This window comes from Pseudomonas sp. KB_12 (assembly GCF_052114545.1).
In the GTDB taxonomy this organism is placed as follows: Bacteria; Pseudomonadota; Gammaproteobacteria; order Pseudomonadales; family Pseudomonadaceae; genus Aquipseudomonas; species Aquipseudomonas brassicacearum.
Genome location: NZ_JBFREY010000016.1, coordinates 105,725 through 126,901, shown reverse-complemented (window position 1 = coordinate 126,901; position 21,177 = coordinate 105,725). Strand labels below are relative to the sequence as shown.

Here is a 21,177-nt window from a genome sequence, read left to right as displayed (position 1 = left end):
GATCCGCTTCGGTTTGTCCCTGTGGTAGCGAGCTTGCTCGCGATGGGGTCCTTTCAGTCAACCTCATCAGTGGCTGATCCTCCGCTATCGCGAGCAAGCTCGCTCCCACATTTTGATCGGTGATGCCTTCCACTTCCCGGTCACCCCCAACCCCCTGTGGGAGCGAGCTTGCTCGCGATGAGGCCTTTTCAGTCAACACTCATCAGTGGCTGGGCCACCGCTATCGCGAGCAAGCTCGCTCCCACAAGGGTCAGGGTTGGGTGTCGAACAGCAGCGAGCCCTTGATCGTCGCCCAGTGCGCCGCTTCGGCATCGCCCAGTTTCTCGGCTTTCACGTAGCTCAGGGCAAGCATCTTGCGGGTGCCGGGCAGTACCAGTGCGAGCTGATACTGGAAGACTTTTTCGTTGCCCTTGTTGAACTGGCTGCGCAATTCGATGGCTTCGACTTCCTGGTTGGCGCCCACGCGCACGGTGGCGCCCGGTTGGCAGCGCAGTTGCTGGACCTGTTTTTCCAGGCGCTTGAGCTGGTCGTCGAGGTTGCTTTGCAGGGTTTCGCCCTCGGCCAGCAGGCTGCGGCTGACGATCAAGGAGGTGCCCAGTTCAGGGAACTTGAGGATGTTGATCGTCGCGTCCAGCAACTCGCTTGGCGGCAGCTGGAGCTGGAATTCATTGAGGCGGTAAGTCATGGCGCATAAGTCTCGAAGTTAGCCCTTGGGGAACGCGGCGCTGATGTTGGCATCGATGCTGCCCTTGACGCCCTGGCCGTCCGGCGTGGCACCGGGGCCGCCGCCGTTGTTCAGGTGCAGCACGCCGCCGGTGTTGAACTCGGCGTCGCCGCTGGCGTAGAAGCTGATCTGCACGCCGGTCAGGTTGATCTGGCCGCTGGCGTTGAGCTCCAGGATGCTTTCACCACACACTAGACGCAGGTTTTCGCCCACTTCAATCACGTAGCTCTGGCTGATGCTGTCGGTCTTGCGCTGGCCGACGGAGAGGATGTCCTCCTGCTTGACGATGCGCAGGCGGTTGTTGCCGATGGTCACCGTCTCGTTGTGGCCGATGCTCTTGTTGCGGTCGTGACCCACCGAATGGCTCTCGTCCACTTCAACCACGATGTCCTGGTTGCGCTCGGCATGGATGTACAACTGCTCGGCGCCTTTCTTGTCTTCCATGCGTATTTCGTTGAAATTCGCTGGCGTGCCGCCCTTGCTCGAACGGCTTTTCATGCCGCTCTGGGTCGCGTTATCTGGCAGGTCGTAGGGCACGGTCTGTTCGGCGTTGTACACGCGGCCAGTGATGATCGGCCTGTCGGGATCCCCTTCAAGGAAACTGACGATCACTTCTTGACCGATGCGCGGGATCTGCATCGAACCCCAGTTTTTCCCGGCCCAGGATTGCGACACCCGAATCCAGCACGAGCTGTTTTCGTTGGATTGGTCGTGCCGGTCCCAGTAGAAATGCACCTTCACCCGGCCGAATTGGTCGGTCCAGATTTCCTCACCCTTGGGGCCGACCACCAACGCGGTTTGCGGGCCTTTGACGATGGGCCGATGGGTAGTCGCCAGCGGACGATAACTCTGCTGGGCGTCGATGCAGGTCAGGCTGCTTTCGAACTGCGCGGTCGGCGCGCCACCGCCGGTTTCGCCGCTTTCCTGGGAAATGTAGTAGCGGGCGCCGACGATCAGGTATTCGCGGTTCTGGTCCTGGCGGCTGAAGCCAGTGAGGCTGAACAGATGCCCCGAGCCCAGGCCCCGGGCGTTACCCGCCAATTCCACCTGTTCATGCAGGCTCTGCAAGGCCTCGATGCGGGTGCGGGCGTAGTGTTCGCCGTCCTGGCTCTGCACGTAGGTACCGGGGTAGTCATACAGCGGATAGTCGCCGGCGGTGTGTGGACGCGGCATGGCCGAACGTACATCGATGCGCGCGCTAGGGCGCTGGAAATCGTAGTCGTTGAGCTCAAGCGAACCCGGCTGGACTTCCTGGGCCAGGTGCCAGTCGTGGATGTGGTCGCGCTCGCGCTGCTGCTCGTTCTTCGGGTAGTAGGGCACCGAGCCGTAGCCGGGGGCCGTGGTGTGGGCGCCATAGGCGTCGGCCAGCACCAGCACATGCCGGCCCTGCTCATGGCGGAAGAAGTAGTAGATCCCTTCCTGCTCCATCAGGCGGCTGACAAAGTCGAAACTGGTCTCGCGATATTGGACGCAGTATTCCCACTCGCGATAAGGCCGGCTCAGGGCGTCTTCGAAATCGGAAAAACCCAGGTCGCGGAACACCTGCTTGATGATCTGCGGAATGGTGAGGTTCTGGAAAATCCGGCAATCGGAGGTGCGGGTCAGCAGCCACAACCACGGGCGCAAAGTGGCCTGGTAGCTGGCGAACTGGCCCTGGTCGACGTTCTGGCTGCAACGGGCGACGATGCCATGGAAGTAGCGCTCGCCGCCGCCATCGAGCTGCAGGCTCACGCACATGGGCTTGCCGAGCAACTGGTTGAGGTCGATGGCGTTGTCCAGCGAGTGCAACTGCAACTCGTAGTTGAACAGCCGCCCCAGCTCTTCGCCACCGCCCATGTCTTTGAGTAACAGCACCTCAGGTCCCAGGGGGCTGGTGACCTTGGCCAGGCGTGAGGCTTGGTTGAATAACATCAATTATCCCTTGTTGATGCCTTGCATTCCCGTAGGAGCTGTCGAGCAACGCGAGGCTGCGATCTTTGCCCAGACCCTTGAGTCTAAAGCGAAAGATCAAAAGATCGCAGCCTTCGGCAGCTCCTACGGGGCGCTTGATCGCTAGAGTAGTGACGCTGATCGCATAATGTAGTGCCTTACGTGAGGCAGAGGAACCCGGTTCTTGATTGTTACCAGGCATTACTTGAATATCTGCTCCTTCGCGCGTCACCTCACGTCCATGGAAAGCGATTACTGTGACCTCTTACCGCATTCAAGAAGCCGATCTCGAAATCCCCGATACCTGGCAGGACCAGAGCATCAATATTTTCAAGCTGCCGGCAGTCGGTCCTGCTAAAGAAGCCAGTTTCGTCATCAGCCGCGATGCCAGCCAGGGCGACGCTCCTTTTGCCGAGTACGTGGACCGCCAACTCAAAATCGCGGAGCAGCAACTGCCGGGCTTCAAGCTGGTGCAGCGCTGGGACACGGTGCTGCAAGGGCATACCGCCACATTGCTGGATTACACCTGGCAACGCGAAGGGCGCGACTTGATGCTGCGCCAGGTGTTCATCGAGCGTAAGCCCTCGGTGCTGATCACCACCTTGACCACGACACCCAATGACTTCGCCTACCATGAGCCGGCCTGGAAGGTGGCGATGCATTCGTTCAAGCCACAGCCTCCGATCATCTGAGCATCGACACGTCGCACTGAGCAGTCATACGAATCAGTAAGGTAGATGCGCGTAATGGATGCACAGGCCGCGGCACGTCTGGGTGACGAAATAGCCCACGGGTTCGGATTGGCCGCGATGGTCGCCGGAGCCGTGGCCGGCGCCTTGATCGGCGCCGCGGTCGTTGCCGCGACTGTCGCCACGGGCGGCGTGGCCCTGGCGATCATGGCCGGCTCGATTGCGGCTGGCGGCTTGTCGATGTTCCAGATCGTCAAGGGCCTCTCCACCATCTTCAACCTGCCCGAGCCCACCACGGGGGCGTTGATAATGGGCAGCTTCAACGTCTACATCAACGACCGCAATGCCATGCGGGCGGGCGAAGACACGTCATCTTCCTGCACCGGACTGCCGATCAACCACCCAATCTGGCCTTTCCCAGTGCTGATCGCCGAAGGCAGTGCCACGGTCTTCATCAACGGCAAACCGGCGGCGCGCTTGCACAGCAAAATGGTCTGCGGCGCTCACATCAAGAGCGGCAGCCCGAATACGTTCATCGGTGGGCCGACGGTGTCGGTGGCGTTTGTGCTCGACCTCGAAGGCTGGATGCATACCGGGTTGGAAGTGTTGGGGTTGTTGGCGGCAGGTGCGGCATTGGTCATGGCCGCCATGGCGGGTATCGCCGTGCTCGTCGAATTCGTGGTGGTGGGCGGATTGATCCTGGGGGGCATGGAGTTGCTAGGCGATTTAGGTGATCGTCTGGGGCCAGGCTATCGGGACTTGCTGCAAGGTGTCGCCGGCATGGCGATGTTGGGGCTGAGTCCGAAAATGGCGAAGGCGGCCAAGCCTGCCGAGTTGCCGCCGCCCAAGTACAAGCCTGGCGTGACCGAGGCGGATATCCTGGCCATGCCGAAAGGCTCGCGACCCGATGCCGACACGTATTTGTCACCCCAGTATGTGAAGGAGCACTTGGCCCAGTTCGAAAATGGCGCCTCACGCTTCACCACGAAGGAGAAGCTGGGTAAGTACGGCATCGCGCAGACCGATGGCACGACGTTCCTTATGCCCAAGCAGGAAGCCGATCAATTGCTCGCCAGTGCCAAGGGTGACAAGCGGGCGTTGGAGAAGGCGCTGGGGCTGCCAGAAAATACTCTGGAAAGTAGTACCCTGGTGCGGGTCGATATCCCCGCGCCGAAAGACATGAACCTGCGGATTCCTTCAGGTAACGAGGCCGGCGCGAACGAATTCTGGATTCCTGGCGGCAAGCTGCCGACCGGTGCCAGCGAGGCGGTTATCGATGCCGGGGGCATTTTGCCCAAAGACTTCAGTTGGACGCCATTATGACGGTAGAGGTAGGCAAGTCATGAAATTTCAAGATGTTCTGGTCAGTCGCGAACACATGTTCTCCGTGGGTATCGAACAGGATTCGGGTCGATTCTATGTCTCCATACCGGTCAGCAACGGCATGGCCGACTACGAGGAATATTATGAAATCAATCAGGCGACCTTCGAGCTGTTCAAGCGTGACCCGGATGCGGCGCTGCCGTTTGTGGCGCGTTGCAGGAAGCGTGAACTGGACGAGCTATTGATTGTCCAGCCGGGAACGAACCGCGGCACGGCCATCTGATCGCCAATGAGCATTCTGGACGCTGCAATCGCCCTGGCTTCAAGGGTCCACGCGGGCCAGGTGGATAAGGCCGGCAAGCCCTACATCCTCCACCCGTTGCGCCTGATGATGAAGTTCGACGGGCTTGAAGAGCAACTGGTCAGCCTGTTGCATGATGTGGTCGAAGACGGCGATGTCACGCTGGATGAGCTGCGTGGGCTTGGCATTCCCGAGGTTGCGGTGACGGCGATCGACTGCCTGACCAAGCGCCAGGGCGAGTCCTATGAGCAATTCATCGCCCGGATTCGTCCCAATCCACTGGCGACCAAAGTGAAAATAGCGGACATCCACGACAATCTTGACCTCACCCGGCTGCCCGTCGTGCGAGACAAGGACCTGGAACGCGCCGCGAAATATCATCGGGCATTGCGTTACCTGCAAGAGCAATGAATCATGTCGCCGCCGTCTGTTCGTTGAAGGACAACGCGGCAAGACCGGCGCTGCGTTCGCTCTGGCCGTACCCCGCGATCTCTGGTCATCGATAACTCCCCTGTGCAGTCACACCACCAGTAAGTTGGATTTTCGCAATGGATGCACAGGCAGCAGCACGTCTGGGGGATGAAATAGCCCATGGCTTCGGGTTTGCCGCGATGGTCGCCGGAGCCGTGGCCGGTGCCTTGATCGGCGCCGCGGTCGTTGCCGCGACTGTCGCCACGGGCGGCGTGGCCCTGGCGATCATGGCCGGCTCGATTGCGGCCGGCGGCTTGTCGATGTTCCAGATCGTCAAGGGCCTCTCCACCATCTTCAACCTGCCCGAGCCCACCACGGGGGCGTTGATAATGGGCAGCTTCAACGTCTACATCAACGACCGCAATGCCATGCGGGCGGGCGAAGACGTTTCGTCTTCCTGCACCGGGTTGCCGATGAACCATCCGATCTGGCCCTTCCCGGTGCTGATCGCCGAAGGCAGCGCCACGGTCTTCATCAACGGCAAACCGGCGGCGCGCTTGCACAGCAAAATGGTTTGCGGTGCCCACATCAAGAGCGGCAGCCCGAATACGTTCATCGGTGGGCCGACGGTGTCGGTGGCGTTTGTCCTGGACATCGAAGGCTGGATGCACACCGGGTTGGAAGCATTGGGATTACTGGCCATGGGGGGCGCGGCGATTCTCGCGGCCATGGCTGGCGTTGCCGCTCTAGTTGGTTTTGTGGTGATCGGCGGCACGATGATGGCTGGCATGGCGCTGCTGGGGGACTTGGGGGATCGCTTGGGGCCGGGTTACCGGGACCTGCTGCAGGGCGTTGCGGGAATGGCGCTTTTGGGCTTGGGCCCGAAAATGGCAAAAATCGGTACGGCGCCCAAGCCGCGCTCGGTGAGCTTCAAACCGGGCTACACGTCAGAGGATATCGCTGCGATACCCAAGTTAAGCCGGCCCAATCCTGCCGATTACCTTGAGGCCTCCTATATCGACAAGCACCTCAAAGTCTTTCAGGATGAAGGAGGTGCATTTCTGTTTACCCCCGATGACATTGCCAACCCCATGTATGGAACCTTTAGCGACACTAAGTACGTCATGGCCAAGTCAGACCTGCACGGTGTGGTCGCCGAGTTTAAGAAAACCGGTGATCTTTCCATTCTGGAGACCGCTTTGGGTTATGAGCCGGGCAGCTTCACCGGCAAGGAGATTTACATGATGAACCTGGACAATCCCAAGGTTGTCATGCCCTCCGGTAACGAGCGCGGAGCGAACCCGTTATGGCGCCCTGGCGGCCTGACCCATCCCGGCGGTATGCGTGAAGCGGTATTGGATAAGGTGGCCATCCCACACAATAACGACATCAATTTCCTGCTCGCGAACCCGGATGTAGTGAGAATTCAATGAGTGCCAACCTGGATAACGTATTGCTGCTGGCCCTGGCCAATGACGAGCTGGATAAATTCCTCGTGGGCGAGCCGTTCTACTTTCAAGAAGCCAAGAATGACAATGAAGAACCGCAGAACATTGTCGCGGCTTTCGATTTACTGGTGCTGCGTTACTGGCAACAGACCCGCGACCCTCAGTTTCCTGGGCGCTTCGTGGCGGCTTTGCTCAAGATTCTCGCGACCTACCCTGATCGTAATCGGGCGATTTATGTCGCCGCGGTGTGGGTCTGGTACTACCGGTTTTGCCTGAGCAAAAAGCAGGCGCAACCCGAGGGGCTCTATGCCGACCTGTTCGAGGTTGATATGGGGGCCGTGGCGCTGGCCCTCCAGCGCCAGCTTGAGCTCAACAAGGTTGAGCTCGTCCAGGACACGCGGTGGGCGGGCGGTACCTGGAACAGCCAGAACGGCCTGTGGGGGCCGCTTATGCGCACCGCCCTGGCCGTCCGGGATAAGCTGGGCGGCCCTGACTTCGTGCCGGCCAATCTCTGAGTGATTGATGGTGTGTTGAAGGCCTACGTGGAAAGAGCCGACGGTGACTCGATTGGTGTTCGAATCATGGATAACGCGCTGGATTCTTCCCTGCGCGCTATCGGGTTTTCGAATGCGGCAGAGAAAGATGTCTACGTTTTGCAGGTCGCGGATAACAAGCAGAAGGCTAAGGTATTCGATGAACTGCGTTCATTGGGCGTGGCCTTTTCGGCGGGCAAGGAATGGTGTCCCTGCGAAGTGTTCGAATATCTTCGCGACGAGCAACTGCTGAGCGGCAAGTACTTGCGAATCGCGTGGACGCAGCCTGGCCAATACATGCTTACGAACGCGTGATATTGCTTCCGCCGGGCTGCGTTGTAGGAGCTGTCGAGTGCAACGAGGCTGCGATCTTTCCCCAGCTATTTGAGTCTCAAGGGAAAGATCAAAAGATCGCAGCCTTCGGCAGCTCCTACAATGGCCCTGCCGTGAACCTCAGTGTTTGCCCCTTGTCGGGAACAACGCTTTTACCGCCGCATCAATCACACCCTTGATGCCCTTGCCTTTGGCATCCACTTCGCTGGCGCCGCCGGAGTTGAGGTCCAGACGGCCGCCGGTGTCGATGTTGCCATTGCCACTGGCGTAGATATTGAACGCGGTGCCCGAGATGTTGATCTCGCCACTGGCATTGAACTCCAGCACGCTTTTGCCGCACACCAGTCGAATCTGCGAACCCGCCTCCATGAGGTACTGGGTCGCGACGCTGTCGCTCTTGGTTCCGCCGACGACCAGGGCATCGTTGCGCTGCACCGCCCGCAGTCGGTCTTGGCCAATTCGTGCGGTTTCGTTGTGGCCGATGCTTTTGTTGCGGTCGTGGCCCACCGAATGGCTCTCGTCCACTTCAACCACGATGTCCTGGTTGCGCTCGGCGTGGATGTACAGCTGTTCGGCGCCTTTTTTGTCTTCCATGCGGATTTCGTTGAAATTCGCTGGTGTGCCGCCCTTGCTCGAACGGCTTTTGGTGCCGCTCTGAGTGGCATTGGCGGGCAACGCATAGGGCACGGTCTGTTCAGCGTTGTACACGCGACCGGTGACGATCGGCCGGTCCGGGTCGCCTTCAAGGAAGCTGACGATGACTTCCTGGCCGATGCGCGGGATCTGCACCGAGCCCCAGTTCTTGCCGGCCCAAGCCTGCGACACACGAATCCAGCACGAGCTGTTTTCGTTGGATTGGTCGTGACGGTCCCAGTAGAAATGCACCTTCACCCGACCGAATTGGTCGGTCCAGATTTCCTCACCCTTGGGGCCGACCACCAACGCGGTTTGCGGGCCCTTGACGATGGGGCGGTGGGTAGTCGCCAGCGGGCGATAACTTTTCTGGGCGTCGAGGCAGGTGAGGCTGCTTTCGAACTGCGCCGAAGGCGCGCCGCCGCCGGTTTCGCCGCTTTCCTGGGAAATGTAGTAGCGGGCGCCGACGATCAGGTATTCGCGGTTCTGGTCCTGGCGGCTGAAGCCGGTGAGGCTGAACAGATGCCCCGACCCCAGGCCCCGGGCGTTGCCCGCCAGCTCGACCTGTTCATGCAGGGTCTGCAAGGCTTCGATGCGGGTGCGGGCGTAGTGTTCGCCGTCGGCGCTTTGCACATAAGTGCCGGGGTAGTCGTACAGCGGATAGTCGCCAGCGGTATGCGGACGCGGCATGGCCGCACGCACATCAATGTGCGCACTCGGGCGCTGGAAATCGTAGTCGTTGAGTTCCAGGGAGCCGGGCTGGACTTCCTGGGCCAAGTGCCAATCGTGAATATGATCGCGCTCGCGCTGCTGCTCATTTTTGGGGTAGTACGGCACCGAGCCGTAGCCGGGCGCTTGGGTGTGGGCGCCGTAGGCATCGGCCAGCACCAGCACATGGCGGCCCTGCTCATGGCGGAAGAAGTAGTAGATCCCTTCCTGTTCCATCAAGCGGCTGACGAAATCGAAGCTGGTCTCGCGATACTGCACGCAGTATTCCCACTCGCGATAAGGCCGGCTCAGGGCGTCTTCGAAATCGGAAAAGCCCAGGTCGCGGAACACCTGCTTGATGATCTGCGGGATGGTGAGGTTCTGGAAAATCCGGCAATCGGAGGTGCGGGTCAACAGCCACAACCATGGACGCAAGGTGGCCTGGTAGCTGGCGAACTGGCCTTGGTCAACGTTCTGGCTGCAACGGGCGACGATGCCATGGAAATAGCGCTCACCACCGCCATCGAGCTGCAGGCTCACGCACATGGGCTTGCCGAGCAGCTTGTTGAGGTCGATGGCGTTGTCCAGCGAGTGCAACTGCAACTCGTAGTTGAACAGCCGCCCCAATTCTTCACCGCCGCCCATGTCCTTGAGCAAAAGCACCTCAGGTCCGAGGGGGCTGGTGATCTTGGCCAGGCGGGTGGCTTGGTTGAATAACATCGAGGGTCTCGTGCAGGTTGTAGTAACTGGCGGAACCGAATACCACTGTGGGAGCGAGCTTGCTCGCGAAGGCGGTGTGTCAGGCAACATCAATGGCACTGACAGATTGCATTCGCGAGCAAGCTCGCTCCCACAGGGTTGTGCGGTGTTCCTTCAGGTCAGGCCGCGTCGCTGAAATCGTACTGCAATTCGTTGTCCACGGCGCTGATCCGCACCCCGGCCAAAGCCTTGCCTTCGAGCATGCGGGTCAGGAACTCACGGCTCATGTCCGGCAGCAGGCTGTTGGTCAGGATGGTGTCGATCATGCGCCCGCCGCTTTCGGTTTCGGTGCAACGCGAAACGATCAAATCGATCACCGCGTCGTCGTAGTCGAAGGCGACCTTGTGGGTGCTCTCCACGCGCTTCTTGATGCGGTTGAGTTGCAGGCGGGTGATGGCCTTGAGCATCTCGTCGCTGAGCGGGTAGTACGGGATCGTCACCAGGCGGCCCAGCAAGGCCGGCGGGAAAATCTCCAGCAGCGGTTGGCGCAGGGCCTTGGCGATTTCTTCCGGCTCGGGCACGTTCTGCGGGTCTTTGCAGACCTGGGCAATCAACTCGGTGCCGGCGTTGGTGGTCAGCAGGATCAAGGTGTTCTTGAAGTCGATCACCCGGCCTTCGCCGTCCTCCATCACGCCTTTGTCGAACACCTGGAAGAAGATCTCATGCACGTCCGGGTGGGCTTTTTCCACCTCGTCCAGCAACACCACGCTGTACGGTTTGCGCCGCACGGCTTCGGTCAGCACGCCGCCTTCGCCATAACCGATGTAGCCCGGTGGCGCGCCCTTGAGGGTCGACACGGTGTGGGCTTCCTGGAACTCGCTCATGTTGATGGTGATGACGTTCTGCTCGCCGCCGTACATGGCTTCGGCCAGGGCCAGGGCGGTTTCGGTCTTGCCCACGCCGGAGGTGCCGGCAAGCATGAACACACCAATCGGCTTGCTCGGGTTGTCGAGGCCGGCGCGGGAGGTCTGGATGCGCTTGGCGATCATCTGCAGGGCATGGTCCTGGCCGATGATGCGTTTCTTCAGGTGCTGGTCGAGGTTGAGCACGGTTTCCAGTTCGTTGCGGGCCATGCGGCCCACCGGGATACCGGTCCAGTCGGCGACCACCGAGGCCACGGCCTGGTAATCCACGGTCGGCAGGATCAGCGGGGTTTCGCCTTGCAGGGCGGTCAGGCGCTGTTGCAGGTCCACCAGTTTCTCGCGCAGTTGGTGGCTTTCGTTGTCAGAAGCTTCGCTGTTGTCTTCGCTGTCCACCACGCCGACGCGCTCGCGCAGGGTGGCGCGGGTGGCGAGCAGTTCGTCCACCAGGGTTTTCTCTTCGGCCCAGCGGCCTTCCAGTTCGGCCAGGCGTTCACGCTCGGCGCTCAGCAGGCTTTCGCTGTGGGTCTGGCGAGTGCCGATGACCACGCCAATCGCGTGTTCACGGGCGATGATTTGCAGCTCGGTTTCCAGCGCTTCGATGCGCCGACGGCTGTCGTCCACTTCGGCCGGTACGGCGTGCAGGCTGATGGCGACGCGGGCGCAAGCGGTGTCCAGCAGACTCACGGATTTGTCCGGCAGCTGGCGTGCGGGAATGTAGCGGTGGGACAGCTTGACCGAGGCTTCCAGGGCTTCGTCGAGGATCTGCACCTGGTGGTGCTTTTCCATGGTCGAGGCCACGCCGCGCATCATCAGCAGGGCCTTGTCTTCCGACGGCTCGGCCACTTGCACCACTTGGAAACGGCGGGTCAGGGCCGGGTCTTTTTCGATGTGCTTCTTGTACTCGGCCCAGGTCGTGGCGGCCACGGTGCGCAAGGTGCCACGGGCCAACGCCGGCTTGAGCAGGTTGGCCGCGTCGCCCGTGCCGGCGGCGCCACCGGCACCCACCAGGGTGTGGGCTTCGTCGATGAACAGGATGATCGGCTTGGGCGAGGCCTGGACGTCTTCGATGACCTGGCGCAGGCGCTGTTCGAACTCGCCTTTCATGCTCGCGCCGGCCTGCAACAGGCCCACGTCGAGGCTGCGCAGTTCCACGTCCTTGAGGGCCGGCGGTACGTCGCCGGCGACGATGCGCAGGGCAAAGCCTTCGACCACGGCGGTCTTGCCCACGCCGGCTTCGCCGGTAAGGATCGGATTGTTCTGCCGGCGGCGCATGAGGATGTCCACCAGTTGGCGGATCTCTTCGTCACGGCCGACGATCGGGTCGAGCTTGCCGCTGCGGGCCTGCTCGGTGAGGTCGACGGTAAAGCGCTTGAGGGCTTCCTGCTTGCCCATGGCGGCTGGGGCCATGGCGCCGCTGGCTTCGCCCGGCACCGCGCCGGCATTGAAGCCGTCGCTGGCGGTCAGGGCGTTTTCCGGCGAGTCGCCGACGTATTCGTCAAAGCGCTCGCTCAGGGCTTCGACCTTGACCTTGTCGAACTCCGACGACAGGCCCAGCAGCGCGTGGCGCAGGCTCGGGGTCTTGAGAATGCCCAGCACCAGGTAACCGGTGCGCACCTGGCTTTCGCCGAACATCAGGCTGCCGTAGACCCAGCCGCGTTCCACGGCTTCTTCCACGTGGGACGACAGGTCGGTGATCGACGTCGAACCCCGTGGCAGGCGGTCCAATGCCTCGGTGAGGTCACGGGCCAGGCGCGCTGGCTCGATGTTGAACTGGCGGATGATGCGGTGCAGGTCCGAGTCCTGCAGTTGCAGCAACTGGTGAAACCAGTGGGCCAGTTCCACATAAGGGTTACCGCGCAACTTGCAGAACACGGTGGCGGCTTCGATGGCTTTGTAGGCCACGCTGTTGAGTTTGCCGAACAACGCGGCGCGACTGATTTCACCCATGCTCATGGCTCCTTGAGGTCTGTGAGGTGTTGGCCTGTTCGGCGTAATGCCGGGCCAGTATTAAATCGTTGGCATCTGTTTCGGGGCGGCCCAGCCAGGTGTTGAAACCCAGGCGGAAACGTCCATTGAGTTGCAGTGCCGGGACTTCGGGCTGTTCCAGGACCAGGTTCAGGTCCCAGTCCAGTTCATGGCCCAGGTATTCGGCGACCCAGGCCACCAGCTCGTTGAACGGTTGGCTGCCGGGCAGCATGTCCATGTAGTCAACGAGCTTGAGTGGCCCCAGGCGAATGCGGAATTTGTGCTGGCGATCCCACACGAAGCGGCCCAGGCAGAAGTCCACGCCCAGTTGGGCGTTGACACCGATTCGGCTGCGTTCAGGCAGTTCCAGCCATTGGCCGACGTATTCTTCGATCTCCACCGGCAGGCCGAAGTACTCGCCGAGAATTGCCTTCAAACCGTCCGGGTAGCGGGTTTGTGCCGCCAGGTGGCCGCTGTAGTGCAGCTTCGCCGTGTCGGGGATCAGCCCCTGGTTGAGCAGGCTCGGCATGCCCCGGCCGCTGAGGGCGGCCAGGCGCGCCGACCAATAGTCATCGTCCGGGCGGTCGTGGCTGACCGTCGGCCGCGCTTCGGCCCAGGCCCGATAAAACAGGCTGAGCAGGCGATGGTGAAACACATCGAGGAAGCGCTTGCTGGTGCTGTCGGCGTTGTTGCGCTGGCGTTCGCGCACGTATTCGGTGATGTGCAGCGGCATCGGGCCGTTGGGGCCGCCGAGGCCGAAGAAAAATTGCTCCAGGCGTGCCGGCGCACCGTCGCTGCCCGGTTGCACCGAGGCGAGGGTGGCCGGGGCGAAGGTGCATTCGGCCCGTTGCCCGAGGCGCAGCGGGTCATCGGCCAGGCGCAGGGAATGGCCCAGGCGCGGCAGCTCGGGGGATTCGCATTCGATACGCCGCAACGCCTGGAAGAAATCGTATTCCCAGGGTTCCTGGTGCATCGCCTCCAGGGTACTCACAGGGTCGGACGACGTCCGGGCTTGGCTTTCCATCGCATGATCTCGCCGCGTTCGGTGGTACGGATCACCGTCTCGGTAAAACTGTTGATCGACACGTAGCGTGCCAGGAAGCGCTCGAACACCGCGCCGAGCAGGAACACCCCGGTGCCGCGAAACGCGTTTTCATCGAATTCCAGGGTGATTTCCAGGCCGCGACCAAACACGATCGGGCCGGGCATCGGCAAGCGCCGGGTGCAGGCTTTGCTGCTGACTTCGCGCAGGCCTTCGATCTGCAATTGCAGCGCCGCATCATTGCTATCGCCGTACAGGCGCAGCAGTTCGCGCAGGGCGGCTGCGCCTTGGCCTTGTTCGCTCAACGACAAGTAGTTCAGCGACAACTGGCTGATCAGCCGCCAGGCCTTGGCGTCGTGGGCATGGCTGGCCCGTGGGCGACTCGGACCTGCCACGCAGCGCACCGCGCCAACCGGCGCACTGTCGGCGAGGGTGAAGTCGGTCTTGCCATTGCCCACGCCCATGAACAGCGGCAGGTCGCGGTTGGTGCACAGCGCGGTCACGCCCAGTTGGCGCAGGTCGTGGCGATAGGGCGCTTGCTGGCTGTCCACCAGGCTGACGAAGGTTTCGCTGCCGATGTAGGTCGAGCGCGGGCCGTTGCGCCGCTGGTCGCTGGACAGCACACGCGGTTCGCGCCGCACCGTGTAATAGGCCTGGTCGCGGCCATAACGGGACGGATCGCGCACCGCGTAGAACGGCAGGAACGGTTGCTCCGGCCCGGTGCCGTGGCCGGTGAGGCCGTTCAGCGAATGCACTTCGAAATCCATCGGCCGGGTACGGTCGGCGATCACGTGGTGTTCGTTGACCCGATCCGACAAGTGAATGCGATCCAGGCGCTTGGGGAACAGGTTGATGGCCGGGGTGCAGAACGGCAGGAACTGCGAAGCGCCGACGCTGCCTTCCAGGCTCGGATCGTGACGGTCGAACAGCACGATCAGCTCCAGTTCCTGGCCGTCGCAACGCTTGACCGCGCGGCTCAGCTGGGTGAAGTCGACGAACAGGAAGCGGTGGGGCAGGGCGAAGTATTCCTGCAACAGGCGATAGCCCTGGAAGGCCCGCGGCACCACCGGCAGCGCGGCGTCGGCATCGTCGAAGCCGCGCGAGCGCAACGCATCCTGCGGCAGCCGCTCCACCCAGTTGCCGCCGGGCTTGCGGGCGAACACTGCGCAGGCGTTGCCCAGCAATTGTTCGTAGAGGCGGAAAGGCTGTTCGTCGGCACCGCTCAAGTACAGCGGCAGGTTGTCCAGGGCCAGGCTGTTGAACGGCAGTTCGGCACCGGTGCGCAGGGTCAGGCGCAGGCCGGCCTTGGCTTTCGGCTCGCTGGCGGCCAGGCGTCCGAGCACGGCGGACGGGTTGCCGAAGTATTCGGCCTGGCTGACCTGCAACGGCCACAACGTCACCGCGTGGGCGGTGCGGTACTCGCAGCAGGTCTGGGTTTCACGCCCCAGGGCGGCACGCAGGACGGTATCGCGCGGCAGCGGGAAACCACTGCTCAGCGAGCCTTCGTCCGGGTCGGCCTGCAATTGCACCACGGTCATCGACGGCGTTGGCGCCAGGTAATGCGGGTAGGCGATTTCCAGCAGGTTGTGGGTGAAGGTCGGGTACTCGGCGTCGAGCTTGAGCTGCACCCGCGCCGTCAGGTAGGCGAAGCCCTCCAGCAGGCGCTCGACATACGGGTCGGCGCAGTCCATGCCGGACAACGTCAGCCGACTGGCGATCTTCGGGTATTCCTTGGCGAACTCCGCCGCGCTTTCGCGCACGTGGTGCAGTTCCTGGTTGTACAGCTCCAGCAGGCGTGGGTTCATGAGCGTCTCCGCTGGTCGGCGTTGACCACGCGCACATGGCCGGTTTCCAGGTCCAGGTCGGTTTGCAGCATCAGGCGCAGCGGCACCGGCTGGGCCCAGAGATCGCCTTCGATCTCGAAACTCAACGCGTTGTGGTTCATCTCGGCCGTCGCCCGGGCCCGCACTCGCAAGCTGTGGCGCAGGATGCGCGGTTCGAAGGTGGCAATGGCCTGGTGGATCAAGGTTTCCAGGGCCGAGACATCGACGTTCGACGCGCTGTTGCCGGCGAGTGCCGGCAGGCCGAAATTCACCACCGACGTGCCTGCCGGGGTATGCAGCGTGGCATCGGCGCTGAGCAATGACGTGGTGTTGAGCAGCCACGCCAGGTCACGCAGCACCGAGGCTTTTAATTGGGTCAAGGAGAGCACGCGCTTATCGGCGCTTTCCTTCGGGTTGGTCGGATCGTCGTCGGTCAACCGGTCCAATAGGGAGGGTTGGAGGCGATCACGGGTGGCGATTTCGGTTACCAAGTGAAAAGGCCTGTGTAATTCTTCTGGTCACCTGTGCCGCGCATGCAACTGGCGTTGCGCGCGATAACCGAGGGTTCGAGCTGCCCATTGATCTGGCGCACGGCGCGGTACTCGGAGCGACATTCCTGATTGTTATGGGGGCCAGCAGATACGTGGACAACGATGACAATAGGCACCCTACCGAAGGTCTCGACGTGGGGTTTGCCTTGTCGATCGACCGTGAACCGGCAGGGCCAAGCCAAGTCGAGTGGCATCAGGGTCTGGTCGGGCTTGCGCAACACGCAGCGCGCCTGGTCGTTTTCCAGCCTCAACGTTTGCCCGCCCATCGAGACGACCTGCTCTACCGCTACGGAGGCCGTTGTCGACGGGGATTGCTGTTGGGCACAGGCGGTCAGGCTGGTCAACAGGCAGCCTACCCATATCGCGCAGTGAGTCTTGATCATACGAGTTCCCAGAACCAGATCGCTCGGGATCGATAGCCCGGATCGTCATACCCGAGGGTTAGGCCACGGTTCCAGAGGTCGATATGATCGCCGGTGCGACCTTCCGAGGCCTCTCCCACTTGCTGGAAACAATCCTTGAAGAAAATCAGGCCGGTCTTGTCTTGCAGCTTGCGTCGGTCCGCGGCAGTTCCACCGAGGATCAACGGGCGACCCAGATGATGTTTCCACAGCCAATTTGCCAATGACTCGGCCCCTCGTGCATGCCCATGGGCGCACTTGGGTTCGGTGTAGGTGGACTTGTTGACTTTGACGGTCAGCTCGGTATTGAGCGTGATGCTCATGCGAATCGCGCATTGGTTTGCCCAAGGACCGTCGCAAGGTTTCGCGTCGGGATAGGTCACCAGCAAATCGGAATAGGCTTTCCACAAATTGATAAACGAAGGCTTGGCCATGGCTCAGACACCGGAAGGGAAAGGATTGGTTGCGAGCAAGCACCAAACACCCCCGGCGCGTGGCACCGGGGGCGTGTTCGATTACACCTTGACGTTCTGACGAATGTTCCAGCCGAACTTGACCGGACCGCCTTCCTTGGTGCCGTCGGCTTTCTGTGGTTGGTAGTCCACCAGCACCTTGGCGAAGTTCAGGGTGACGTTTTCGGTCAGGCGATCATCACCGCCCGAGCCGCCGGTGCTCAGGGACGTAACCAGCACTTCTTCCAGGTTGATGATCATGTACTCGACCTGGCTTTCACCGCCGGCCTTGCGCACGGTCAGCTTGACCTTGTCGATGTGCTTGCCGCTGGCGCAGTGCATCATCAGGTTCGGCGATGCCTTGTCGACGTACTTGGTCAGGGACAGGTCCTGGACGTTGACCTTGCCCGCACCACCGCCGCTGCCCACGTGCATGTTGCCGGACTGGGACATGCCCCAGCTCCAGTTCAGGACATCGATCTCGTCCTTGTGGGCCTTGTCCATGGACTCGCCCTTGATGTCGCCAATCTTGATGAAAATATCAACAGCCATGTTTTCTCCCTGTGTGGTCTCTACCACGTTGTTTGGTTGACGCTGACCTTGCGAAATTGCGTGTGCCGAACGGACCCGATGATCTCCAACCCACTGGAGATCGCCTGTGGGAGCGAGCTTGCTCGCGATAGCGGAGTGTCAGACATACGCATGACAACTGATCCACCGCCATCGCGAGCGAGCTCGCTCCCACATTGGCCTTGCACCGTTCAGTAAATCTTTTTACGCGCCCTTGGCCGAAGGCAGTTTCGATACCAGGCGCAGCGACACGGTCAGCCCTTCGAGCTGATAGTGCGGGCGCAGGTAGAACTTGGAGTTGTAGTACCCCGGGTTGCCTTCGACTTCTTCGACGATCACTTCGGCTGCAGCCAACGGGTGCTGGGCCTTGGTGGTCTCGGTGGAGTGCGCCGGGTCACCGTCGACGTAGTTGAGGATCCAGTCCTGCAACCAGCGCTGCATCTCGTCCTTCTCTTTGAAGGAACCGATCTTGTCGCGCACGATGCACTTGAGGTAATGGGCGAAACGGCAAGTGGCGAACAGGTACGGCAGGCGCGCGGCCAGGTTGGCGTTGGCGGTGGCGTCCGGGTCGTCGTATTCGGCCGGTTTCTGCAACGACTGGGCGCCGATGAACGCGGCGAAGTCGGTGTTTTTCTTGTGCAGCAGCGGCATGAAACCGTTCTTCGCCAGCTCCGCTTCACGGCGGTCCGAGATGGCGATTTCGGTTGGGCACTTCATGTCCACGCCACCGTCGTCGGTCGGGAACGTGTGGGCTGGCAGGTTTTCCACTTCACCGCCGGACTCCACGCCACGGATGCGCGAGCACCAGCCAAAGTGTTTGAACGAACGGTTGATGTTCACCGCCATCGCGTAAGCGGCGTTGGCCCAGGTGTACTTGGAGCTGTCGGCACCGTCGGTGTTTTCTTCGAAGGCGAAGGCTTCTACCGGGTCGGTCTTGGCGCCGTATGGCAGGCGCGCCAGGAAGCGTGGCATGGTCAGGCCGATGTAGCGCGAGTCTTCCGATTCACGCAGCGAACGCCAGCCGGCGTATTCCGGGGTGGTGAAGATCTTGGTCAGGTCGCGCGGGTTCGACAGTTCCTGCCACGAGCCCATGCCCATCACGGTCGGCGATGCCGCAGCGATGAACGGGGAGTGCATGGCCGCGCAGACTTTCGACAGTTCGCCCAGCAGCTCGACATCCGGTGGCGACTGGTCGAAGTAGTAGTCGCCTACCAGGCAGCCGTAAGGCTCGCCGCCGAACTGGCCGTATTCTTCTTCGTACATCTTCTTGAAGATCGGGCTCTGGTCCCACGCGGTGCCCTTGAATTTCTTCAGGGTCTTGTGCAGGTCGGTCTTGGAAATGTTGAGCACACGGATCTTGAGCTGCTCATCGGACTCGGTGTTGTTGACCAGGTAGTGCAGGCCACGCCAGGCGCTTTCCAGTTGCTGGAAGTCGGGGTGGTGGATGACCTGGTTGACCTGGGCGGTGAGCTTGGCGTCGATGGCGGCGATGATCGATTCGATCGACTTGATGGCGTCGTTGGACACCAGGTCGGTCTGCGCCAGGGCCTGTTCGGCCAGGGTGCGTACGGCCGTTTCGACGGCTTCGCGGGCGCGCTCGGTCTTGGGTTTGAATTCTTGCAGCAGCAGGGACGCGAACTCGCTGGTTTCTTCGGTTGCGCCCAGGTTTTGCACGCCTTCGCGAGCTGTATTGTCAGTCATGATCATTGGTCCTGTGCTGGCTTCGGCGCGCTCGCCAGGGCCTGCAACAGCGCTGGGTCCTTGATCGCCTTCATGATGATTTCTTCGGCGCCGGTCTTGCCGTCCATGTAGGTCAGCAGGTTGGCCAATTGGGTGCGCGCTTCGAGCAGTTTGTTCAGCGAGTCGACCTTGCGGGCCACGGCCGCCGGGCTGAAGTCGTCCATGCTTTCGAACGTCAGGTCCAGGCTCAGGTTGCCTTCGCCGGTCAGTTCGTTAGGCACATGGAACGCCACGCGCGGCTGCATGGCCTTGAGGCGCGAGTCGAAGTTGTCGACGTCGATCTCGAGGAACTTGCGATCAGCCACCGCTGCCAGAGGCTCGGCGGGCTTGCCGGCGAGGTCGGCCATCACGCCCATGACGAAGGGCAACTGGACCTTTTTCTCGGCGCCGTAGAGCTCGACGTCGTACTCGATCTGCACTCGAGGCGCGCGGTTGCGCGCGATGAATTTCTGAGAACTTTGCTTCGCCACGTTGCTGCTCCTGGTCGCTTGAGCGACGGTGTTGGCGTCATCGGGGGTACCGGTGACGTGACTGCGTGATCCGTTCGCTTTTATTCGCTGTCTGGGCCGCGCAGGTTTTCAAATTGACTCATGCCGTCGGGAATCAGGTTGCGCACGATGGCCGCGAAGTCGGCGTGCACCAGATTCTTGGCCCGGTTCAACAGCACCGGCAGCGGGCTGGAGGGCTCATGACGGGTGTAGTAAGCGAGAATCCGATCCAGGCTGCGCAGCACGTCGTCGCGGTTGTTGATTTCGCCGCTGACGGTGCTCGTGCTGGTGTTGCGCGGTGTGCTTGGCGCGCTGGCATATTCAGTTGGCGCGGCGCTGTCGTCGCTGACCGGATCGGACAGGGCGCTGTCGCCGCTCTGCGGGGCGAACTGGCCGAGAATCTGCAGGGCCATCTTCAGCGGTTGCTTCAGCGGGCCAAGGTCCACGCCTTGGGCGGAACCGACCTGGTCACTGACCTGTTGTTCGATGGCTTCGGCGGCGCTGCGGGCTTCCAGCAGGGCGGCACGGGTGATTTCCAACTGCTCGGGGTCGCTGTCGAGCAGGGCCCCGGCGAGCTGTTCGGCGCCGAGGTTTTCATCCGGGAAACTTTGCAGGCCGCTGGCGTTGGCGGCGGCGCGCAGGCTGACGGCACCGAAGGTCCGCGAACGGGCCAGGATGCTCTCGCGCAGCAAGCGAATGGTGATGTCGGACGTCAGGCCGGCGAGGGCATTGATGCGCACAGTGGGATCGTTGTCGTCATCGGCGTCCAGGCGCGGATGCAACTCGGCCCAGTATTGCTTGAGCAGTTCGCTGATCAGCGTCAGCACACGGGCCATGCCCGGCAGGCCTTCGAGGGCCAGGGAGCTTTGCAACAGGAAATGGGTGATGCGCAGGTCTTTGCTGCGTTGCAGCAAGTCGAGGCTCTGCTGCTGGATGCTGCGCCACTCAGGAGGCTCGGCAGGCAGGATCGAATCGCCCATGCTGCGTTCGGGCTGGCCCCGGGAGTCGCGTTCCAGGCGCAAGAAATCCGCGTCATATTCCAGATCTTCACCGCACGGCGAAGTCGCGGAAACGGCGGCGAGCAACAAAGGCACATCCACTTGGATCGATCTCCCTATCACCCGCTGAAGAAAGTCGGGCAGTTCACACGCAAGTTTCGGATGAATCTCACATGTTCCTTGACGGTAATGGCCCTTTAGACTTGCACTGATCTTAAAGTGCCATCATGTATATTCAAGAAGTTGTGCATTTTTGGTGTAGTACTTATCGCTTGTCAAGGTAAGCTATTTCACCAATGTATCCCCTCTGTAACAGTTGTGATGGGCTTAACAGCCTGCCCGACCCATCGGTCGAAGCGGCAACTGACGTGGGGTTTTTGTCACGCAAGCCGGTTATGATCAGCAATCATGCTGGCAAAAAGCCGTTTCACGGTAGTTGGCAAAGGTTGCCGGCGGGTAGTCAGGGCTTGAATCCTCACTTCCCGCCCGCGCG

General features: G+C 61.5%; 20 protein-coding genes. 7 read left to right on the top strand and 13 right to left on the bottom strand.

Annotated features, from left to right (window positions below):
- Nucleotides 1–250: 250 nt before the first annotated feature.
- Complete coding sequence (locus tag AB4Z20_RS15495) at nt 251–685, bottom strand: DcrB-related protein (protein ID WP_442090183.1); 435 nt, start codon at nt 683–685, stop codon at nt 251–253.
- Between the two features lie 18 nt (nt 686–703).
- The gene (locus AB4Z20_RS15490; RefSeq protein WP_320389631.1) at nt 704–2,635 is read right to left on the bottom strand and encodes a type VI secretion system Vgr family protein; all 1,932 of its coding nucleotides are present in this window, start codon (nt 2,633–2,635) and stop codon (nt 704–706) included.
- A 275-nt stretch (nt 2,636–2,910) separates the two neighbouring features.
- Between AB4Z20_RS15490 and AB4Z20_RS15485 the strand changes: the two genes are divergently transcribed.
- From AB4Z20_RS15485 to AB4Z20_RS15455, 7 genes are all read left to right on the top strand, one after another.
- Entirely contained in the window at nt 2,911–3,345 is a 435-nt protein-coding gene (locus AB4Z20_RS15485; RefSeq protein WP_442090182.1) for a DUF1795 domain-containing protein, read from the top strand.
- A gap of 54 nt (nt 3,346–3,399) precedes the next feature.
- Nucleotides 3,400–4,665, top strand: a complete 1,266-nt coding sequence (locus AB4Z20_RS15480; RefSeq protein WP_258689996.1) for a PAAR domain-containing protein — start codon at nt 3,400–3,402, stop codon at nt 4,663–4,665.
- Nucleotides 4,666–4,684: 19 nt separating this feature from the next.
- Nucleotides 4,685–4,948 carry a hypothetical protein gene (locus tag AB4Z20_RS15475; protein ID WP_214513028.1) on the top strand — a complete coding sequence of 88 codons (264 nt, stop codon included), beginning with the start codon at nt 4,685–4,687 and terminating at the stop codon, nt 4,946–4,948.
- Nucleotides 4,949–4,954: 6 nt separating this feature from the next.
- Nucleotides 4,955–5,377, top strand: coding sequence for a GTP pyrophosphokinase (locus AB4Z20_RS15470; protein ID WP_210642057.1), 423 nt, complete (start codon nt 4,955–4,957; stop codon nt 5,375–5,377).
- A 137-nt stretch (nt 5,378–5,514) separates the two neighbouring features.
- Nucleotides 5,515–6,810 carry a PAAR domain-containing protein gene (locus AB4Z20_RS15465; RefSeq protein ID WP_442090181.1) on the top strand — a complete coding sequence of 432 codons (1,296 nt, stop codon included), beginning with the start codon at nt 5,515–5,517 and terminating at the stop codon, nt 6,808–6,810.
- Nucleotides 6,807–7,340 carry a hypothetical protein gene (locus AB4Z20_RS15460; protein ID WP_320389629.1) on the top strand — a complete coding sequence of 178 codons (534 nt, stop codon included), beginning with the start codon at nt 6,807–6,809 and terminating at the stop codon, nt 7,338–7,340. The genes AB4Z20_RS15465 and AB4Z20_RS15460 overlap by 4 nt, the downstream gene beginning before the upstream one ends.
- Nucleotides 7,341–7,406: 66 nt before the next feature.
- Nucleotides 7,407–7,673: a hypothetical protein gene (locus AB4Z20_RS15455; RefSeq protein WP_442090180.1), complete on the top strand. Its 267-nt coding sequence runs from the start codon at nt 7,407–7,409 to the stop codon at nt 7,671–7,673.
- A 138-nt stretch (nt 7,674–7,811) separates the two neighbouring features.
- Here AB4Z20_RS15455 and AB4Z20_RS15450 read toward each other — a convergent pair whose 3' ends face one another.
- The 11 genes from AB4Z20_RS15450 to tssA form a co-directional block, all read right to left on the bottom strand.
- Nucleotides 7,812–9,752, bottom strand: a complete 1,941-nt coding sequence (locus AB4Z20_RS15450) for a type VI secretion system Vgr family protein (RefSeq protein ID WP_320389627.1) — start codon at nt 9,750–9,752, stop codon at nt 7,812–7,814.
- Nucleotides 9,753–9,910: 158 nt separating this feature from the next.
- Nucleotides 9,911–12,601, bottom strand: coding sequence for a type VI secretion system ATPase TssH (tssH, locus tag AB4Z20_RS15445; protein ID WP_018611742.1), 2,691 nt, complete (start codon nt 12,599–12,601; stop codon nt 9,911–9,913).
- Nucleotides 12,594–13,643: a type VI secretion system baseplate subunit TssG gene (gene tssG / locus AB4Z20_RS15440; RefSeq protein ID WP_442090179.1), complete on the bottom strand. Its 1,050-nt coding sequence runs from the start codon at nt 13,641–13,643 to the stop codon at nt 12,594–12,596. The genes tssH and tssG overlap by 8 nt, the downstream gene beginning before the upstream one ends.
- The gene (tssF, locus tag AB4Z20_RS15435) at nt 13,607–15,466 is read right to left on the bottom strand and encodes a type VI secretion system baseplate subunit TssF (RefSeq protein WP_253470433.1); all 1,860 of its coding nucleotides are present in this window, start codon (nt 15,464–15,466) and stop codon (nt 13,607–13,609) included. The genes tssG and tssF overlap by 37 nt, the downstream gene beginning before the upstream one ends.
- Complete coding sequence (tssE, locus tag AB4Z20_RS15430; RefSeq protein WP_018611748.1) at nt 15,463–15,975, bottom strand: type VI secretion system baseplate subunit TssE; 513 nt, start codon at nt 15,973–15,975, stop codon at nt 15,463–15,465. The genes tssF and tssE overlap by 4 nt, the downstream gene beginning before the upstream one ends.
- On the bottom strand, nt 15,969–16,418 hold the full coding sequence (locus tag AB4Z20_RS15425; RefSeq protein WP_442090178.1) for a hypothetical protein: 450 nt from the start codon (nt 16,416–16,418) through the stop codon (nt 15,969–15,971). Before AB4Z20_RS15425 ends, tssE begins: the two co-directional genes overlap by 7 nt.
- Nucleotides 16,415–16,870 carry a type VI secretion system amidase effector protein Tae4 gene (locus AB4Z20_RS15420; RefSeq protein WP_253470431.1) on the bottom strand — a complete coding sequence of 152 codons (456 nt, stop codon included), beginning with the start codon at nt 16,868–16,870 and terminating at the stop codon, nt 16,415–16,417. The genes AB4Z20_RS15425 and AB4Z20_RS15420 overlap by 4 nt, the downstream gene beginning before the upstream one ends.
- An 81-nt stretch (nt 16,871–16,951) precedes the next feature.
- Complete coding sequence (locus AB4Z20_RS15415) at nt 16,952–17,440, bottom strand: Hcp family type VI secretion system effector (protein ID WP_003206927.1); 489 nt, start codon at nt 17,438–17,440, stop codon at nt 16,952–16,954.
- 222 nt (nt 17,441–17,662) lie between these two features.
- On the bottom strand, nt 17,663–19,159 hold the full coding sequence (tssC, locus tag AB4Z20_RS15410; RefSeq protein WP_003206925.1) for a type VI secretion system contractile sheath large subunit: 1,497 nt from the start codon (nt 19,157–19,159) through the stop codon (nt 17,663–17,665).
- 2 nt (nt 19,160–19,161) lie between these two features.
- Nucleotides 19,162–19,668 carry a type VI secretion system contractile sheath small subunit gene (gene tssB, locus AB4Z20_RS15405; RefSeq protein WP_003206923.1) on the bottom strand — a complete coding sequence of 169 codons (507 nt, stop codon included), beginning with the start codon at nt 19,666–19,668 and terminating at the stop codon, nt 19,162–19,164.
- Between the two features lie 80 nt (nt 19,669–19,748).
- Nucleotides 19,749–20,786, bottom strand: a complete 1,038-nt coding sequence (gene tssA, locus AB4Z20_RS15400; protein ID WP_014340885.1) for a type VI secretion system protein TssA — start codon at nt 20,784–20,786, stop codon at nt 19,749–19,751.
- Nucleotides 20,787–21,177: the final 391 nt, after the last annotated feature.

Coding starts and splice junctions, on each gene's coding strand:
- AB4Z20_RS15475 (WP_214513028.1), top strand. CDS start 4,685: ATGAAATTTCAAGATGTTCTGGTCAGTCGCGAACACATGTTCTCCGTG.
- AB4Z20_RS15460 (WP_320389629.1), top strand. CDS start 6,807: ATGAGTGCCAACCTGGATAACGTATTGCTGCTGGCCCTGGCCAATGAC.
- AB4Z20_RS15420 (WP_253470431.1), bottom strand. CDS start 16,870: ATGGCCAAGCCTTCGTTTATCAATTTGTGGAAAGCCTATTCCGATTTG.
- tssF (WP_253470433.1), bottom strand. CDS start 15,466: ATGAACCCACGCCTGCTGGAGCTGTACAACCAGGAACTGCACCACGTG.
- tssH (WP_018611742.1), bottom strand. CDS start 12,601: ATGGGTGAAATCAGTCGCGCCGCGTTGTTCGGCAAACTCAACAGCGTG.
- AB4Z20_RS15490 (WP_320389631.1), bottom strand. CDS start 2,635: ATGTTATTCAACCAAGCCTCACGCCTGGCCAAGGTCACCAGCCCCCTG.
- AB4Z20_RS15425 (WP_442090178.1), bottom strand. CDS start 16,418: ATGATCAAGACTCACTGCGCGATATGGGTAGGCTGCCTGTTGACCAGC.
- AB4Z20_RS15450 (WP_320389627.1), bottom strand. CDS start 9,752: ATGTTATTCAACCAAGCCACCCGCCTGGCCAAGATCACCAGCCCCCTC.
- AB4Z20_RS15470 (WP_210642057.1), top strand. CDS start 4,955: ATGAGCATTCTGGACGCTGCAATCGCCCTGGCTTCAAGGGTCCACGCG.
- AB4Z20_RS15480 (WP_258689996.1), top strand. CDS start 3,400: ATGGATGCACAGGCCGCGGCACGTCTGGGTGACGAAATAGCCCACGGG.
- tssG (WP_442090179.1), bottom strand. CDS start 13,643: ATGGAAAGCCAAGCCCGGACGTCGTCCGACCCTGTGAGTACCCTGGAG.
- AB4Z20_RS15465 (WP_442090181.1), top strand. CDS start 5,515: ATGGATGCACAGGCAGCAGCACGTCTGGGGGATGAAATAGCCCATGGC.
- AB4Z20_RS15415 (WP_003206927.1), bottom strand. CDS start 17,440: ATGGCTGTTGATATTTTCATCAAGATTGGCGACATCAAGGGCGAGTCC.
- tssC (WP_003206925.1), bottom strand. CDS start 19,159: ATGACTGACAATACAGCTCGCGAAGGCGTGCAAAACCTGGGCGCAACC.
- AB4Z20_RS15495 (WP_442090183.1), bottom strand. CDS start 685: ATGACTTACCGCCTCAATGAATTCCAGCTCCAGCTGCCGCCAAGCGAG.
- AB4Z20_RS15455 (WP_442090180.1), top strand. CDS start 7,407: ATGGATAACGCGCTGGATTCTTCCCTGCGCGCTATCGGGTTTTCGAAT.